This window comes from Gillisella vitis (genome assembly GCF_021559775.1).
GTDB lineage: Bacteria > Pseudomonadota > Alphaproteobacteria > Rhizobiales > Rhizobiaceae > Allorhizobium > Allorhizobium ampelinum.
In genome coordinates, this window is sequence record NZ_CP056047.1 from 1,619,513 (window position 1) to 1,636,055 (window position 16,543).

General features: G+C 56.7%; 15 protein-coding genes and 1 riboswitch. Of the genes, 11 read left to right on the plus strand and 4 right to left on the minus strand.

The genetic code is table 11. The features are described 5' to 3' along the window. Nucleotide 1: 1 nt before the first annotated feature. On the minus strand, nucleotides 2–1,309 hold the full coding sequence (locus AVCG78_RS07720; protein ID WP_071205252.1) for a replication-associated recombination protein A: 1,308 nt from the start codon (nucleotides 1,307–1,309) through the stop codon (nucleotides 2–4). Further along, nucleotides 1,306–2,709, minus strand: a complete 1,404-nt coding sequence (locus tag AVCG78_RS07725) for a DegQ family serine endoprotease (protein WP_015916197.1) — start codon at nucleotides 2,707–2,709, stop codon at nucleotides 1,306–1,308. The genes AVCG78_RS07720 and AVCG78_RS07725 overlap by 4 nt, the downstream gene beginning before the upstream one ends. Nucleotides 2,710–2,964: 255 nt before the next feature. Between AVCG78_RS07725 and AVCG78_RS07730 the strand changes: the two genes are divergently transcribed. The 5 genes from AVCG78_RS07730 to AVCG78_RS07750 all read left to right on the plus strand — a co-directional run bounded on the left by AVCG78_RS07730 (nucleotide 2,965) and on the right by AVCG78_RS07750 (nucleotide 8,246). Continuing rightward, entirely contained in the window at nucleotides 2,965–3,327 is a 363-nt protein-coding gene (locus AVCG78_RS07730; protein WP_041696660.1) for a lysozyme inhibitor LprI family protein, read from the plus strand. A gap of 89 nt (nucleotides 3,328–3,416) precedes the next feature. Continuing rightward, nucleotides 3,417–3,926 (plus strand): DUF1203 domain-containing protein, encoded by a 510-nt coding sequence (locus tag AVCG78_RS07735; protein ID WP_071205250.1) that lies wholly within the window; start codon nucleotides 3,417–3,419, stop codon nucleotides 3,924–3,926. 51 nt (nucleotides 3,927–3,977) lie between these two features. After that, nucleotides 3,978–5,594: an asparaginase domain-containing protein gene (locus tag AVCG78_RS07740; protein WP_071205249.1), complete on the plus strand. Its 1,617-nt coding sequence runs from the start codon at nucleotides 3,978–3,980 to the stop codon at nucleotides 5,592–5,594. Nucleotides 5,595–5,743: 149 nt separating this feature from the next. Continuing rightward, a complete protein-coding gene (locus AVCG78_RS07745) occupies nucleotides 5,744–6,079 on the plus strand; it encodes a PilZ domain-containing protein (RefSeq protein WP_071205248.1) in 336 nt (111 codons plus the stop codon). A gap of 163 nt (nucleotides 6,080–6,242) precedes the next feature. After that, entirely contained in the window at nucleotides 6,243–8,246 is a 2,004-nt protein-coding gene (locus AVCG78_RS07750; protein ID WP_071205247.1) for a bifunctional 2',3'-cyclic-nucleotide 2'-phosphodiesterase/3'-nucleotidase, read from the plus strand. A gap of 76 nt (nucleotides 8,247–8,322) precedes the next feature. Here AVCG78_RS07750 and AVCG78_RS07755 read toward each other — a convergent pair whose 3' ends face one another. Then, on the minus strand, nucleotides 8,323–8,649 hold the full coding sequence (locus tag AVCG78_RS07755) for an HlyU family transcriptional regulator (RefSeq protein WP_015916203.1): 327 nt from the start codon (nucleotides 8,647–8,649) through the stop codon (nucleotides 8,323–8,325). Between the two features lie 282 nt (nucleotides 8,650–8,931). Continuing rightward, nucleotides 8,932–9,972 carry a glycosyltransferase family A protein gene (locus AVCG78_RS07760; protein ID WP_071205246.1) on the minus strand — a complete coding sequence of 347 codons (1,041 nt, stop codon included), beginning with the start codon at nucleotides 9,970–9,972 and terminating at the stop codon, nucleotides 8,932–8,934. Nucleotides 9,973–10,659: 687 nt separating this feature from the next. Here AVCG78_RS07760 and ilvA point away from each other — a divergent pair. The 6 genes from ilvA (at nucleotide 10,660) to AVCG78_RS07790 (ending at nucleotide 16,542) form a co-directional block, all read left to right on the plus strand. Beyond that, complete coding sequence (gene ilvA, locus AVCG78_RS07765) at nucleotides 10,660–11,910, plus strand: threonine ammonia-lyase (protein WP_071205245.1); 1,251 nt, start codon at nucleotides 10,660–10,662, stop codon at nucleotides 11,908–11,910. 174 nt (nucleotides 11,911–12,084) lie between these two features. Next, a riboswitch (guanidine-I (ykkC/yxkD leader) is annotated at nucleotides 12,085–12,193 on the plus strand. A 70-nt stretch (nucleotides 12,194–12,263) separates the two neighbouring features. Beyond that, entirely contained in the window at nucleotides 12,264–13,337 is a 1,074-nt protein-coding gene (locus tag AVCG78_RS07770) for a putative urea ABC transporter substrate-binding protein (RefSeq protein WP_156582706.1), read from the plus strand. Between the two features lie 73 nt (nucleotides 13,338–13,410). Beyond that, nucleotides 13,411–14,229 (plus strand): ABC transporter permease, encoded by an 819-nt coding sequence (locus AVCG78_RS07775; protein WP_071205243.1) that lies wholly within the window; start codon nucleotides 13,411–13,413, stop codon nucleotides 14,227–14,229. Beyond that, nucleotides 14,226–15,041, plus strand: a complete 816-nt coding sequence (locus tag AVCG78_RS07780) for an ABC transporter ATP-binding protein (protein ID WP_071205242.1) — start codon at nucleotides 14,226–14,228, stop codon at nucleotides 15,039–15,041. The genes AVCG78_RS07775 and AVCG78_RS07780 overlap by 4 nt, the downstream gene beginning before the upstream one ends. Nucleotides 15,042–15,052: 11 nt before the next feature. Further along, nucleotides 15,053–15,880, plus strand: a complete 828-nt coding sequence (locus tag AVCG78_RS07785; RefSeq protein WP_071205241.1) for an urea amidolyase associated protein UAAP1 — start codon at nucleotides 15,053–15,055, stop codon at nucleotides 15,878–15,880. A gap of 11 nt (nucleotides 15,881–15,891) precedes the next feature. Then, nucleotides 15,892–16,542 (plus strand): urea amidolyase associated protein UAAP2, encoded by a 651-nt coding sequence (locus AVCG78_RS07790; protein WP_071205240.1) that lies wholly within the window; start codon nucleotides 15,892–15,894, stop codon nucleotides 16,540–16,542. Nucleotide 16,543: the final 1 nt, after the last annotated feature.

Below are 16,543 nucleotides of genomic sequence, written 5' to 3' on the forward strand. Positions count from 1 at the left end.
CTCAACTGCGCTCCCGCCTCAGCTTTGCCCACCAGTCCAGCCGCTTGCGGATATCCCGCTCGAAACCGCGTTCCGGCGGATCGTAAAACGTCTGGCGGCCCATTTTTTCTGGAAAGTAGTCCTGCCCGGAAAAAGCATCCGGTTCGTCGTGGTCATAGCGATAGCCGTCCCCATAGCCTTCGCCCTTCATCAGCTTGGTTGGGGCGTTGAGAATATGCTTTGGCGGCAGCAGCGAGCCATTTTCCTTGGCGGCGCGCATAGCGGACTTATAGGCGGTATAAACGGCGTTGGATTTCGGCGCGGTGGCGAGATAGACGCAGGCCTGCGCCAGCGCCAACTCCCCCTCTGGCGAGCCGAGATAATCATAGGCATCCTTGGCGGCGTTACAGATCACCAGCGCCTGCGGATCGGCAAGGCCAATATCCTCCACGGCCATACGCACCAGCCTGCGACCGAGATAAAGCGGATCTTCCCCGGCATCGAACATCCGGCAGAGATAATAGAGCGCCGCATCCGGGTCCGAACCACGTACGGATTTATGCAGCGCCGAGATCAGATTGTAATGGCCGTCCTGCCCCTTGTCATAGACCGGGGCGCGCCGCTGCACGATCCGGGTCAGCCCCTCGGTATCGAAGACCTCTCCATCGCGGGCCGCCCGCCAGACTTCCTCGGCCAGCGTCAGGGCCGCACGGCCATCGCCATCCGCCATGCGGATCAGGCTGGTACGGGCAGGCTCATCCAGCGGCAAAGGTTTTTCCTCGGTCGCTTCGGCCCGTTTCAGCAGCGTCTCGATACTCTCTTCGTCATGCGGCTTAAAGGTCAGCACCCGGGCGCGGGACAAAAGCGCGGCATTCAGCTCGAAAGACGGATTTTCCGTGGTGGCGCCGACCAGAATGACCGTGCCATCCTCCATGACCGGCAGGAAACTATCCTGCTGCGCGCGGTTAAAGCGGTGGATCTCATCGACAAACAGCAGCGTTTGTCGCCCGGACATGCGACGGGCGCGGGCACCCTCAAACACCCGCTTGAGATCTGCAACGCCGGAAAAAATCGCCGAAATCTGCTCGAAGGCCAGATCCGCCTCCCCCGACAGCAGCCGAGCAACAGTGGTCTTGCCGGTGCCGGGCGGCCCCCAAAATATCATCGATCCCAGAGAGCCGGATGCAATCATCCGGGCCAGAACACCGTCCGGCCCGGTCAGATGATCTTGCCCCGTCACATCAGAGAGCGTTTTCGGCCGCAGCCGATCCGCAAGCGGCCTTCGGGCCGCCATGTCCTCATCCAGTTTCGGGGCAAACAGATCACTCATCGAAACATCTGCCGCAGCCGCTGGCCATTGCGATCGATCTCGATCCGCCAATAAGCCGGCGAGCCTGCCGCAATCTTCACCATATCCCGCGACGAGGTAACCTCGGTGCCATTGATGGAGACGATGATATCACCGGGCTGGAAGCCAAGCCGCTGCGCAACCGAACCATCAGCGACAGCGGTAATCGCCACGCCACTCGTCTGCGTGTTCAGTTTCAGCTCATAGGCAAGACGTGGCGACAGATTTCCGACCGTTGCACCTTCAAACGGACTGTTGTCCTTGATCACCTGTTCGTCGCGCGGACGGGTCTCCGGTGCACCGGCCAGCGTCAAGGTAATGTCCTTGGGCTTGCCATTGTCAATCACGTTCAAAGTCACCGACTTACCAAGGCCTGTCGTCGTCAGGCGGTAGTTTAGGGCATCTGGATGCTCAACGATGACGCCATCCACCGCCGTAATCACCTGCCCGGCCTTGATACCAGCCTTGTCTGCCGGGCCGCCTTCCACCGTCTTCGTCACCAGCGCACCTAAAACCTGTTTCAGACCAAGTGCGTCAGCGACATCTGACGTGACCGGCTCGAATGTGGCGCCAACGTAAGGCCGCTCGAACGATGATGCACCCTTGTCAGCCGCCTCCAGGAACACTTTGACCAGATTGGCGGGAATGGCGAAACCAACGCCGTTCGAGCCGCCGCCCTTGGAAAAGATCGCGGTATTCAAGCCGATCAACTCGCCATTCATATTCATCAGCGCGCCCCCGGAGTTGCCGGGATTGATCGACGCATCGGTCTGGATGAAGAAGCCGAAATCGCCTTCCGATACCTGGTTGCGCGCCAGGCCGGAGACAATGCCACTGGTCACCGTCTGGCCAACACCAAAGGGATTGCCGATTGCCAGCACGAGATCGCCGACCTCGATCTTATCCGAATCGGCGATTTTCAGCGTCGGCAAACTTTCCTTAGCGTCGATTTTCAAGACAGCCAAATCCAGCCGCTCATCCTTCAAGACCACTTTCACCGGATATTCCCGGCCATCGGACAGCGCCACCTTGATATCGTCTGCCCCTGCGATGACGTGAAAATTGGTCATCACCGTGCCGTTCGCCTCAACAATCACCCCGGAGCCTAGCGAGGTCTGGCGTTCCGTGCGGTTGGGAAACCGCTGGCCAAAGAATTGCTGAAAAAACGGATCGCCGGCGAAAGGATTGACGCGACTCTGGACGATCCGCTCGGCATAGACATTGACGACGGCCCCATGGGTCTGCTTGACCAGAGGGGCAAAGGACATCTGCATATCCGCCCGGCTTTGGGGCAGGCTTTTCGCGTCCTGCGCCAGTACCGGCGAACCGGCCAGACATGCAAGGACGATGACAGCGGGAGACATCGATTTCAGGCCACGCATACGGGTTTCCTTTTCATTCTCCCAAAACTTGACGGCCAAGTCTTATGGGAGGTTTTCGCAAAGCAAAATAGGCTCTTGGGTGAAAATTGTGGCAAAGCATCGTCATTTCAAGCGCCGAAGGTTCGGCGCAACGACAATAATGAAAACCGAGACGCCACGGCCCACCACCCAGGGGAACATTTGCTGGTGAAGCGCATTCTTGATAGCCTTGACGGCGAAAAGCCTGCCGCGTCGAATGACGGGAAAGCCACGACCATGAAAACCGCGTCTGCCACCACCTCGATTTTGTTTCTCAGCACCCTGGTGATTGCAGGCATGATGCCGCGCCACGGCGATGCCGCCAGTTTCGATTGTACCAAGACCGATCTGAAGGCTGACGAAAAAGCGATTTGCGACAATCGCGATCTGAACGATCTGGACGTGAAGATGGTCACCACATTTGAGCTGATTTCCGGCCTGCTGCCCATGGGCAATCGCGGCGAATTGCAGGACCAGCAGACGGTTTGGCTGAAAACCCGCCAGTCCTGCAATGCCGACAACGACTGCATTACCAAGGCCTATGATGCTCGGTTGAAGGCATTGAAGAGCGTTTACGACAAGATTGAACGTCCGCTTTAAGTTTCTTTGCGCGTTGGCAAGAACCGGGTGGTTTCAGTCCACCGTCCAGGCAAAAGTTTGGCACATTCACGTCAAACAGGAGCCAGACAATGCAGACCATCCGCTTTGCCCCCATGCCGTCCACCCTTGCCGAAGCCTACCGGAGCGGTGCGCCGGATGCCTATGGATGCGTGCCGGAACGCCGCACCTCGCCTGGTGGCAGCTATCAATGCCGCCATTGCCTGGCGCCGATTGCCGAAGGTGCGCCTTATCTAACCCTGGCCTATCGGCCTTTCCCGGATCTACAGCCCTATGCCGAAACCGGACCGATCTTTCTTCACGCCGAGGAATGCGCGGCTTACGATGAAGGCGATACTTTGCCGCCAATCTTCGAAAGCCCCGATTATATCGTGCGTGGCTATGGCCGCGATGACAGGATCGTCTATGGCACCGGCGCCGTTACCGAGACATCGCGGATAGCGGCGCGCGCGCTAGAGCTTCTCCAGGACGAAAAAATCGCCTATGTGCATGTCCGGTCGGCTCGCAACAACTGCTTTCAATGCAGGATCGAGCGGACCCCGGTGGGCGAAGATCTGCCGGAGGGATTGGAAACCGCCTAGAGTTAGTCAGGGAAAACCTGACAGGCTCTAAGCACTGCAAGGAGACATGTCTTGAAAATTGGCGTCATCAATACCGGCGGCACGATCAGCTGCGTCGGCAATCCACTGGCTCCGATGACCAGCACGCAATTCAAGGCAGCCTGCCAGTCCCATCTCGACCCGATTCTCAAGCAGAAATTTGCCGATCTGGTGCTGGACTATGTGACCGACCTCGCCTTTCCCGAAAGCGAGAGCGGCATGTTGGACAGCACCAATCTGCAACCCTCCGACTGGTGCTTGATTGCTCGCCATATCCTGGAGCGCTACGACACGGTGGACGGCTGGATCGTATTGCATGGCACAGATACCATGGATTACAGCGGCACAGCCCTGGCCATGCTGCTCTCCCGCGTCAGTGCCGATGGCACTGTGCTAGCACAACTCAGCAAGCCGGTGATCCTCACCGGCTCACAAGTGCCGCTGTTTCATTCCCCCACGCCGGGGGTGATTTCCGGCATGACGTTCAATAGTGACGCCTTTCAAAATGTCTGTGGTGCGGTCGCAGCCGCCCAGACTGGCCTTGCCGGTGTCAGTGTGTTTTTCGATAGCCAGTTGATGCGCGGCTCGCGGGTGGTGAAAGCCGATGCCAGCCAGTTTCGCGGCTTTTCCAGTCCGAATTTCCCGGTTGTCGGCCAGTATGGCATCACCCTCGGCCTCAATGCTGACCTTGCCCCACTGCCACCCGTATCCTCCGCTGTCAGCCTGGATGATGAAGCCGCGAGGGCGGAAACCCTGGCCCAATTGCAGGCCATCACCTCCAACATAAACAAGGCTCCGGTCATCACTCTCGGGGCCTTTCCCGCCTGGTACGATGCCGCCCAAGGTAAGGCGCTGCTGGCCGATATGATCCGCGCCTGCGTGGCCCAGGGCATTGGCGGACTGGTGCTGCAAGCCTATGGTGCGGGTAATTTCCCAAGCGGCAATGCCAGACATCCAGACCAGGGCGCTATCTACAAGGCATTGGAGGAGGCCAACCGGGCGGGCGTGGTTGTCGTCGATAATACCCAGGTTCTGCAAGGTGCTGTGGACTATAATACCTATGCCGCAGGGGCCTGGCTGCCCGCCATAGGCGCATTGAACCCCGTGGATATGACCGTCATGGCCTCCCTCGCCAAGCTGACCGTGCTTCTGGCGGCCCGCGATGCAAATGGTTGGTCACTGGACGATGTCAAATATCTGATGCAGATCCCGCTGGTTGGCGAGATGGCCGATATTGCCCGGTTGGACAGCCGTAGCAACGCAATGCTTCTTCCCGGTCAGTCGCTGACCACGTTCAATGGTAGCGCCAGCCTGGTGAACGACCCGATGCTCGGCCCGCAACTGCGAGACAGCTCCGGCAAGACGCTTTGGTCCATGCTGGGGTCGATGCTGAACGAAAATGAAAAAGCCGCCCTGCCCGGCCGGTTGCAGATGCGCGACGATGGAAATCTGGTTTTCTATAGCCGAAACAATCAGCCTTTGTGGCAAAGCCAGACCGGTGGGACAGAAGGTGCCTCATCACAACTACGTCTTGGACAGCCAGACGAAAACACCGTGTGCTTGAGCATTTATGATTACAACCACCGCCAAACGCTCTGGAGCAAGACTTTTTTGCTTCCATCCGACAGGTATCAAGACTCGAAGATGTGAACCACAGCGTCGCAGAAAAACAGCCGTTCGTCTGACGTGGCGGGCGGCTTTGAGCCGCTTGATGTAAGCGGGAATTTTAACGAGATTTTTTACAGTATTTACAATGATCGCCGTTAAAATCGAAAGGAACCTAGAAAAAAGACTTTCACATGCAAAACAACCTTAAAATGGACATTCGCACAGCCCCCCGAAGCCGCTGCCGCATGGATAGTGCCGTGCGCTATATGCGCCAGGTTGCCGATTGCCGGATCATCGATATTTCCCGCTCAGGCTTGGCACTTGAACTCTACACTGCCTTCCACGCAGCAGCTGGCAGCACCGTCCTCATCGAAAATGAGGAAATTGGTCTGCTGGAGGGAATGGTCCGCTGGAACCGGGGTGGACGTCTGGGCATTCAGTTTCGCCAGAACAGCAATTCCATTGCGAAGGTCGCCGCTTACTTTCGCAACTTCCACCAGGAAGTGCGCCCGGTCCTGAAACAATAGACCCGATCGCTCCCCCACAGCTTTGATCGCTCGAGCTAAATGTCACCGGCCAATTTCTGGCGCACACGGTATTTCAGATTAGCATCATCAACCTGTCATGATATGAAGGCAACTGGTTTGCGATGCTCACGCATCGACGAAGACATTTGCCAGGAGCCTTCCCATGTCGCCACTCGCACACTTGCGCCCCACCGACCTGCACCCTATTACGCGCCGCTCGCTGTTGGGAGGTTTTGCCGCTGCCAGCGCCCTTGTCGTGCTTCATCCGTTTGCCGCCCGGGCAGCAGCCAATCAGGCGCATTTGCGGTTGATGGAAACCACCGACATCCATGTCAACCTGATGCCCTACGATTATTATGCCGACAAGCCCAATGACACGATGGGCCTGACGCGCACAGCGACGCTGATCGACGAGATCCGGGCCGAAGCTGGCAACTCCATGTTGATCGACAATGGCGATTTGCTGCAAGGCAGCCCGATGGGCGATTACATGGCCTATAAAAAGGGCATCAAGGCCGGTGATCAGCACCCCGTCATGAAGGCCATGAACACGCTGGGCTATGATTGCGGCACGCTTGGCAATCATGAATTCAATTACGGCCTCGATTTCATGTTCAACACGCTGGCGGCGGCGAAATATCCTATTGTCTGCGCCAACCTGACCAAGGGCCAGCTCGCCTCCGATCCGAAAAACGACGCGCTGTTCTTCAAGCCGTTCACCATCATCGAAAAGACCATCAAGGATGGCGCGGGCACCGAGAGCGTCATCAAGGTTGGCTTTATCGGGTTCGTTCCGCCGCAGATTATGCTCTGGGATGCCAAGAACCTCGAAGGCAAGGCCCAGACCCGTGACATCGTCGAGGCGGCGCGCGCCTGGGTGCCTGTCATGAAGGAGCAAGGCGCCGATATCGTTATCGCGCTGTCGCATTCAGGTATCGACGGTAGCGGCCAGACCGAGAGAATGGAAAATGCCTCGCTCTACCTGGCGACAGTTGATGGCATTGATGCGATTTTCACCGGCCATCAGCATCTGGTGTTTCCCGGTCCAAAAACCTGGGATGGTGTCCAGGGTGCCGATCCGCTCAGGGGAACATTGATGGGCAAGCCCGCGGTCATGGCTGGCTTCTGGGGCTCACATATGGGCCTGATTGACTTCATGCTGGAAAAAGATGGCAATCGCTGGAAAATCGTCGATTTCACCGCAGAGGCGCGGCCGATCTATCACCGCGATGACGCCAAGAAAATCATTGCCGATGTCAGGGACAATCAGGACGTTGTGGCGGCCGTAAAGGACGAACATGAGGCAACTTTGGCCTATGTGCGCACCCCGGTCGGCAAGACCTCCGCACCGCTTTACTCCTATTTCGCGCTGGTGGCCGACGACCCCTCGGTGCAGATCGTTTCCAATGCCCAGACCTGGTATATCAAGGACATGCTAAAGGAGACGAAATACAAGGATTACCCGGTACTGTCAGCCGCAGCGCCGTTCAAAGCTGGCGGCCGCGGTGGCGCCGATTATTATACCGATGTTCCCGCAGGCGATATCGCCATTAAAAATGTCTCGGACCTCTACCTCTATCCAAATACCGTGCAGGCGGTGCTGATAACAGGCGCGCAAGTCAAGAACTGGCTGGAAATGTCGGCTGGCATGTTCAACCAGATCAAGCCTGGATCGAAGGATGCGGCCCTGCTCAATCTCGACTTCCCATCCTACAATTACGATGTGATCGACGGCGTCACCTATGAGATCGATCTGTCGCAGCCAGCGAAATATGACAAGGATGGCAAGCCGGTCAATCCGGATGCAAGCCGGATCAAAAACCTGAGCTTTAACGGCAAGCCGATCGATCCCGCCCAGCAATTTGTGGTCGTCACCAACAATTACCGCGCCGGTGGTGGTGGAAAATTCCCTGACATCGCCTCAGACAAGGTGATTTTCGTCGGCCCGGATACCAATCGCGATGTCATCGTCCGCTATATCGTCGCGCAGGGTACCATCAACCCCTCGGCTGACGGCAATTGGCGCTTTGCCGCGATCCCCGACACGACCGCCAGCTTCCAGACAGGCCCCAAGGGCCGGGCGTTTGCCACTGAGGTCAAGGGCGCGAAGATCGAGGATGCCGGTGACGGCGCGGACGGTTTTGCCAATTACCGGCTGATTCTGTAAAACCACGATCCAGCTGAAACGCAAAACGCCCGGACCAAATCCGGGCGTTTTGCGTGAAAAATGATCCCTAAAATCTTTAAGCGCTGCGATCCTTGGCACCATCGGCAAACAACGAAGGTCCGTTCTGGTCAATAATCTGGCGGGCCTTGCGGAAGGTGCAATCCAGCGCATCTTCCTTGGATGTAAACATGTCGGCGCGAATGAAGCTGCGGGTCAGCGTTTCGCCATTGACGTCCTTTTCGATCCGCCCGGCCAAACGCAACTGGCTACCTTCCTTGATCGGCTCGGCATAGATCCGGCAATCGCCATGCAATTGCGGCTCGACGGAAACGGACTGCTTCGTCTCATCTGATGCTGAAGAACCCGAAAACGCCGAAAAGATCTTCGAAAGAAAGGATGCCATTGCAACTGCCCTCTGCCTGCCAACAAATATCATGGCGCAGGGACACTCACGCATCCCGGCCAAGACCAATGTCGTTTGTCGGCAAGCATGATCATAAAATCAAGCGATTTTGCTCACAGTCTATCCAATAATCACTGCTGGCCGTCTGCAAATGGCAATTTCTGCGCTTCCGGTACTCACGTACGTTAAGTACGCTCCGTTCCGGTTCTCGAAATCACCATTTTCGCCAGACCAGCCGCAATTCTTGAACAGTCTGTCAGAACCGGCGATAAAACGCTCATATCAGGCGACTGCATCCTCAGCAGGCATGGATTTCACTGCGGTTTCATTGGTCATCACACGACGGTTGCGCAGGAAAAACTGGAAACTGGTTGGCGCCCGCATCAGATAACCGGGATAGGCAGCAACCAGCCGCATCAGAACCTTGAAATCCGGCAGGTAGCCTTTGGCCAGGCCACGCAACAAGGCATAGGTATAGGCACCTTCATAGAGTTTTTGGCGGAACAGAACAGTCTCCGGATCGGCAAGCAAGATAACCGGCGTATCCTTGAGGTAATTATATTGAAGCGCCAGACAACCCTGAATCGCCACTGATTTCGGGCTATCCCAGGACACGTTGGACCAGTAGAGATTGACGCCTTCCAGGCAGCTGACATTGATCTTCGGATCGATCACCGTGTCGTTGAACAGGCAAAGCTCGATCCAGAAAACATGATCCTCGCCAGCACTGCGCAGCGCGCCATTGAAACGCAAACCGGCATTTTTCTTGAAGCGGTAAACGACGGTCGATGTCTGCGGGGGGCACTCGCGGATCATCACTTCCGCAAGTCGGCCCTTGCGGAAGGCATGGTAATTGTCACCGCAGATCAAGTCTTCATCGGAAGCAAGCGCGCGACGCGTAGCAGGAAGACTAATGAAATAGTCGGCATAATACTTGCCACGAACATGGTTGCAGAAGAAGAAATCGCCAAAGACAAGCCCGTCCAGGGCACGTTGAATGTGATCGTCGTGCCAGACGTCGTCGGAATCGAGAAAGGCTACATAGTTGACGGGATCGGCTTCAAGATAATCCAGCGCCATATTGCGCGCTTCGCCTGGTCCACCATTGTCTTTTTCAAGCAGAACGATGCGCAGATTGGGACCGGCTTCGAAATCAGCAAGTTCCTCTTTGGCGGAAATTGGCGAGCTATCGTCAACGATAACAACGCTTATCTCAACGTCACTGTCTAACTTCTGCGATTTAATCGATTCCAGAGCCCGGGATAAAATTCCCTTCTCTTTCTGGAAAAAGGGAATCACGACAGCAACCGATACACTCATCATACACCTCACGTTGCTTCAACGACACCCTTTGCCACGCATGGTTTTCAAGCCATGTGCAGCCAAGATCTGTTCGGACACCATCACTGGTGCCGCAGCGTTCACGGAAAAATCATTAATACAAAATTAAGCCTACACAACATTAGTCGAGCCAGCAACATCTAGAAACGTCATTTATTGGGTCTATTTTTTTAAGAATCATGGGAACGAAATCAGCATTACCATTATGTTACACATGTATTTTAAGGGATTTCCCAAATTGGGACAGCACTGTTAAAGCAGTAAAATTAGGAAAAACTATTCGAAATCAACATTTTGGTAAATTGATATGTATCACCCCCCTTATTGTTGGGGATTTTTTACAAACCATAAGTGGATTTATTCTAGTCAATGCAACCGAATATGATTGCATGCTTGACTGCAAAAAACGGAACTTATGGTAAATTTCTTGATAGCGTCAGTTTATGATCCATATCGAGACATGGACTGAGGCTTTCGCAGTGGTGCTTAGAACCCTGCTTTTCCTGCTTTCGCTCCAGTAGAGCGCGTCAGCAACGTCGTTCGCCTATACCCTGCCGAGGTAAAACCGTATTTTTCACTATCTGCGGCAGGATTGCTTAAAGCAGTTCCAACTTCGGGATCGATGCGTTAGCAGATAGCACTGATATTGCCGATGCTGGAAACCAGACCATGACAAAAACTGCCGTCCAAGATGCCGTTCATGCGCTTCGCGACCTTTTCCCCGCGACACCACTGCAATTGAGCGAGCACTTGAGCACGTTGTTCAATGCCAACATTTATTTGAAGCGTGAGGACCTGACGCCGGTGCGCTCCTATAAGGTGCGTGGCGCCTATAACTTCTTCCGCAAGGTTATCGCCCTGGGGCAGATCGACAAGATCTTCGTCTGCGCCTCAGCAGGCAATCATGCGCAAGGTTTCGCCTTTGCCTGCCGTCATTTCGGCGTGCATGGCGTGGTGTTCATGCCGGTGACCACGCCGCAACAGAAGATCGACAAGACCCGCAAGTTCGGTGCCGAATTCATTACCATAAGGCTGGTCGGCGATATCTTCGACCAATGCTACAAGGCCGCCCGCGACTATGTAGAGGAAGCCGACGGCCTGATGGTGCCGCCTTTCGACCATGCCGACATCATAGAAGGCCAGGCAACCGTTGCTGCCGAAATTCTGGAGCAACTGCCGGAAGAGGTCACACCCGATCTGGTGATCATGCCCGTCGGCGGCGGCGGCTTGAGTGCGGGCATGACGGGCTATCTAGCAGAAGACCTGCCGCCATCAGCCTTTCTGTTTGCCGAGCCGGTCGGCGCGCCAAGCCTGAAACGCTCATTGGAAGCGGGTGAAGTCATCACCCTGCCCAAGGTCGATAATTTTGTCGACGGTGCCGCCGTGGCGCGAATCGGCGATGCCAATTTTGCGGCCCTGAAACACTTCCCGCCCGCGCAGGTCATGCTGGTGCCGGAAAATGCGATTTGCGTGACGATCATCGACATGCTGAATGTCGAGGGCGTGGTGCTGGAACCGGCGGGCGCCTTGGCGATTGCCACACTCGGCCTGCTGGAGCGCCAATCCATCGAGGGCAAGACCGTCGTGCTTGTCGTCTCCGGCGGAAATTTCGATTTCGAGCGCCTGCCCGACGTGAAAGAACGCGCCATGCGCTATGCCGGATTGAAGAAATATTTCATCCTGCGCCTGCCGCAGCGGCCCGGCGCGTTGCGCGACTTTCTCAACCTGCTTGGCCCGGAAGACGATATCGCCCGGTTTGAATACCTCAAGAAATCCGCCCGCAATTTCGGCTCGATCCTGATCGGCATTGAAACGACGGATGCCTCGAATTTTTCCGGCCTCTTACAGCGGTTTGAGGACAACGGTCTCGGCTATGAAGACATCACCGAAAACGACATCCTGGCCAATCTGATCATCTGAGGTGTTTAAAATTGCACCGCTGTCTGCTTAAAATTTAACATTTCACCATATTCAAGAGACGGCGACTGAACGCAACAGCTAGAAAAACAGCCGAAAAACAAAGGATAAACAGGCAAAACTCCCAAAAGCGCAAGATCATTGCCAAGTTGGCACAAGAGTTGCTAGTATACAGCCAGAGTTGGCAGCTAGGGTTCCGGCGCGAGAAGCGTGACTGGTCCGAGAGCAGCCACCGGCGGGGGAGACATCCCTGTCGGGTGCACGGCGGGATAAAAGCCCGGGAGACCTCGTTAGCCAAGGGATTGGCGGCGTTGGTCTATGCCGATCCCTTTTGAAAAAAGCAAAAGGGGAAATTCATGCGCCTGTTCTCAAAACTTCTTTCTGTTTCCGTACTGTCCGCAGCTGTGTCGCTGGCCGGACTTGTCTCAGCCGATGCAGCGCCCAAGAAAGAGTTCAAGGTCGCCTGGTCGATCTATGTCGGCTGGATGCCCTGGGGCTATGCCAGCGACCATGGCATCGTCAAGAAATGGGCCGACAAATACGGCATCAAGATCGATGTCACCCAGTTTAACGATTACGTGGAATCGATGAACCAATATACCGCCGGTGCCTTCGATGCGGTGACGCTGACCAATATGGACGGTCTCTCGATTCCCGCCGCTGGCGGCGTTGATACCACGGCGGTCATCGTCGGCGACTTTTCCAATGGCAATGACGCGGTTATCCTCAAGGGTAAGGACAAGCTTGCCGATATCAAAGGCCAGAACGTCAATCTGGTCGAATTTTCCGTCTCGCATTATCTCTTGGTGCGGGCGCTGGAGAGCCTTAAACTTACGGAAAAAGACGTAAAAGTAGTCAACACGTCAGATGCCGACATGGTCGCCGCCTATAAGACCGATGACGTGACCTCGGTCGTCACCTGGAACCCGCTGGTCTCCACCATCCTCGAAGACCCGACCGCCAAAAAAGTGTTCGACAGCGCGCAAATCCCCGGCGAAATCATGGATCTGATGGTCGCCAATACCGAAGTCCTCAAGGACAATCCGGATTTCGGTAAAGCACTGGCGGGGATCTGGTATGACACGGTCAAGCTGATGATGGCCGACACAGCAGAGGGCAAGGCCGCCCGCGAGGAGATGGGCAAGGCCTCCGGCACCGACCTCAAGGGCTTTGACAGCCAGTTGGCCGCCACCAAGCTGTTCGACAAGGCAGCGGATGCCAGCACCTTCACCACCTCGCCCGGCCTGCCGAAGACCATGGATCTGGTGCGCAATTTCCTGTTTGAAAAAGGCCTACTGGGTAATGGCGCGCCGTCTGCCGACGTGATCGGCATTGAAATGCCTGACGGTAAGGTGCTGGGCGACAAGGGTAATGTGAAGTTCCGCTTCACAACCACCTATATGGATGCCGCCGCCAAAGGCGCACTCTGAAACTTATCCGGGACGCATATCCGGGGGCGGGTGATCGCCCGCCCCACCTTCCCCAAGAATTCGGAGCGACAGGATGCGCTGGATCAATCAAAAACCGAGCAATGGTGCAAAACTAGGCCTCGCCACCCTGCCCTTTGTGCTGGTGCTGCTCGCCTACGCCGCAGGCTCAGCAGCAAGGCTGGCGGAAAACGCCAATGACAAGCTGCTGCCGGGCTTTGTCGCCTTTGCCGATGCCATCAACCGTTTAGCCTTTACCGCCGATGCCCGCACTGGCGACTATATTCTCTGGACCGATACGCTGGCCAGCCTGACGCGGCTTTTCTCCGGGCTTGGCATTTCGCTGCTGATCGCGCTGACCATCGGCATGGCGATTGGGATGCTGCCCTATCTGCGTGCGCTGCTGTCGCCGTTCGTCGCCGCCATTTCCATGGTGCCGCCGCTGGCGCTGCTGCCTATTCTGTTCATCGCCATGGGCCTGGGTGAGGTGTCTAAAATCACCCTGATCGTCATCGGTGTCGCACCGATCATGATCCGTGATCTGGCACTCACCGCCCTTGCCCTGCCGCGCGAACAGATCATCAAGGCCGAAACACTTGGCGGTTCCTCGTGGCAGATCGCCATCAGGGTGGTCCTGCCACAGATCCTGCCGCGCCTGATCACCTGCCTCAGATTGCAGCTTGGTCCGGCCTTTCTGTTTCTGATCGCAGCGGAAGCGATTTCCTCCGATAGCGGCCTCGGCTACCGAATCTTCCTGGTGCGCCGTTACCTGTCCATGGACGTGATTTTTCCTTACGTGTTGTGGATCACGCTGATTGCCGTTGTCGCCGATGTCCTGCTCGACCGGTTGCGCATCGCGCTGTTTCCCTGGTCCAACCTGGAGAAAGGCGCATGAGCGGGCTGAAGATCGACAATGTCTGGAAGGAATATGGCGACCAGATTGTGCTGGAAAGCGTCTCGCTGACAGTCGCATCTCGCGCGTTCGTGGCGCTGGTCGGTCCCTCCGGCTGCGGCAAGAGCACGTTTCTGCGGATGCTGCTGGGACAGGAACGGCCGACACGCGGCACCATCCTGCTGGATGGCAAGCCGCTGCCGAAGGAGCCGGGGCCAGATCGCGGCGTCGTCTTCCAGCGCTATTCGGTGTTTCCGCACCTCACCGTGCTGGGCAATGTGCTGCTGGGTAAGGAATTGCCCGCCTCGCCGCTGGCCGGTCGTCTGTTTGGCTCTGCTCGGCGCAATGCGGTGGATGAGGCCCGCACGATGATTGCCGCCGTCGGCCTTGCCAGATCGGAGGCGAAGTATCCAGCCCAGCTTTCGGGCGGCATGCAACAGCGGCTGGCCTTGGCGCAGGCGCTGATCATGAAGCCAAAAGTGCTGCTGCTGGACGAGCCGTTCGGGGCGCTCGATCCCGGCATTCGCGCCGAAATCCACACGCTGATGAAAAAGCTCTGGCACGAAAACCCGATGACGGTGGTGATGGTCACGCATGACATGCGGGAAGCCTTCACGCTGGCCAGCCGCGTCGTCGCTTTTGAGCGTCCCCGTGACCGGCCAGAGGAAAAGCAGCGCTACGGCGCTACCATCACCAAGGATATTTCCATCTGGCCGCCTCGCCAGGCCGGAACCCCTTCCATCTTTCGCCCTGACCGGGACGGCCCGGTCGCATCCATCGGGCTTCACCGGGACGACCCGGCACATCGTCGATAGGAGATAGAAACATGCATATCCGACGCTCTGCCGAAGAGATTGCCGCCAACCGGGCGCGCTATGAGGAACACCAGAAAAACGGACTGGACTTTTCCCCGAAGGCCTTGCCGGGCAAAAGCCCGCTGCCCGCACCGGACATCGAGGTGGCGGACCTTATCCATAGCGAGACCATCCCCGGCGGCTGGTATTGGTCCACGCCGGTAAAAACCCATGAGACGCTGCGGATCGCCCTGCCCCACGGGTTTTCAACCGTCACGCTGGTCGCCTGGAACGCTGATGATCCGCCCGAACGGCTAAACCTGCCCGATACCGTCAAGATGCAATGGACCACCGGGCTTGGCAAAGGCCGGGTGATGTTTTCCGACATGGGCAAGGTGATGTTTTCGATCACTGAAGACACCAGCGGCGCGCATGATTGCCTGATGGGCGGCTCCACCGCCGCGTCCAACGCCCGCAAATATGCCAGCGCCAACAGCCAGGGCCTGCGCAATACCCGCGATAATCTCCTGATCATGGTGAGCAAGCTCGGCCTCGACAAGCGCGATATTCCAGCAAGCCTTGCCCTTTTTGCGCCTGTCCGAGTCGATGCGGACGGACGCTTCCATTGGAAGCCGGAGCTACTCAATGGCGGAGACTATATCGAGCTTCGCGCCGAGATGGAGATGATTGTCGGCTTTTCCAATTGCCCGCATCCGCTCGATCCCAATCCGCTTTACCAACCCCATCCGGTTGTCATTAGCCGGATAAAGGCCCGGCAGCCGCAAGCCGACGATCTTTGCCGCACGGCGACAGCGGAAGCCGTACGTGGCTTTGAAAACAATGCGTTTGCAGCGCTGTAAGGGAGGAAACCATGTCTGAATTCAACACCACGTCCCCCCTTCGCACGCCTGATACCGCTGTGCAGGATCACGTCATTGCGGCGGAAGCGCCATTTTCCACAGTGGTCAAGAAGGGTCAGATCCTGCGGATCGAGGACAGTTATGGCCAGCAGGCTATCGACACGCTGTTTTACAACGCCAAGGATTTGTCCGAGCGCTATTCCAATCAGGATACGATGCGCGAACAGGGTGCCGCCTATATTTCCACCGGCACCAAAATCATCTCCAATGACGGCCGGGTAATGCTGACCATGACCGCCGATAGCTGCGGACGGCATGATACCTCTGCCGGGGCCTGCTCCTGCGAAAGCAATACGGTGCGCTTTGGCCATGGTACCAAATATCTGCATGCCTGCCGCGATAACTTTGTGCTGGAAGTGGCCAAACACGGCATGAGCAAGCGCGACGTGGTGGCCAATATCAACTTCTTCATGAATGTGCCGATTGAGCCGAGCGGCCAGATGACCATTGTCGATGGCATTTCCACCCCCGGCGATTATGTCGAGCTGCAAGCCGAAATGGATGTGCTGCTGGTGATTTCCAATTGCCCGCAGATCAACAACCCCTGCAATGGTTTTGATCCGACGCCTGCCCGGGTTCTGGTCTGGGATAGCGAGGCCTGAT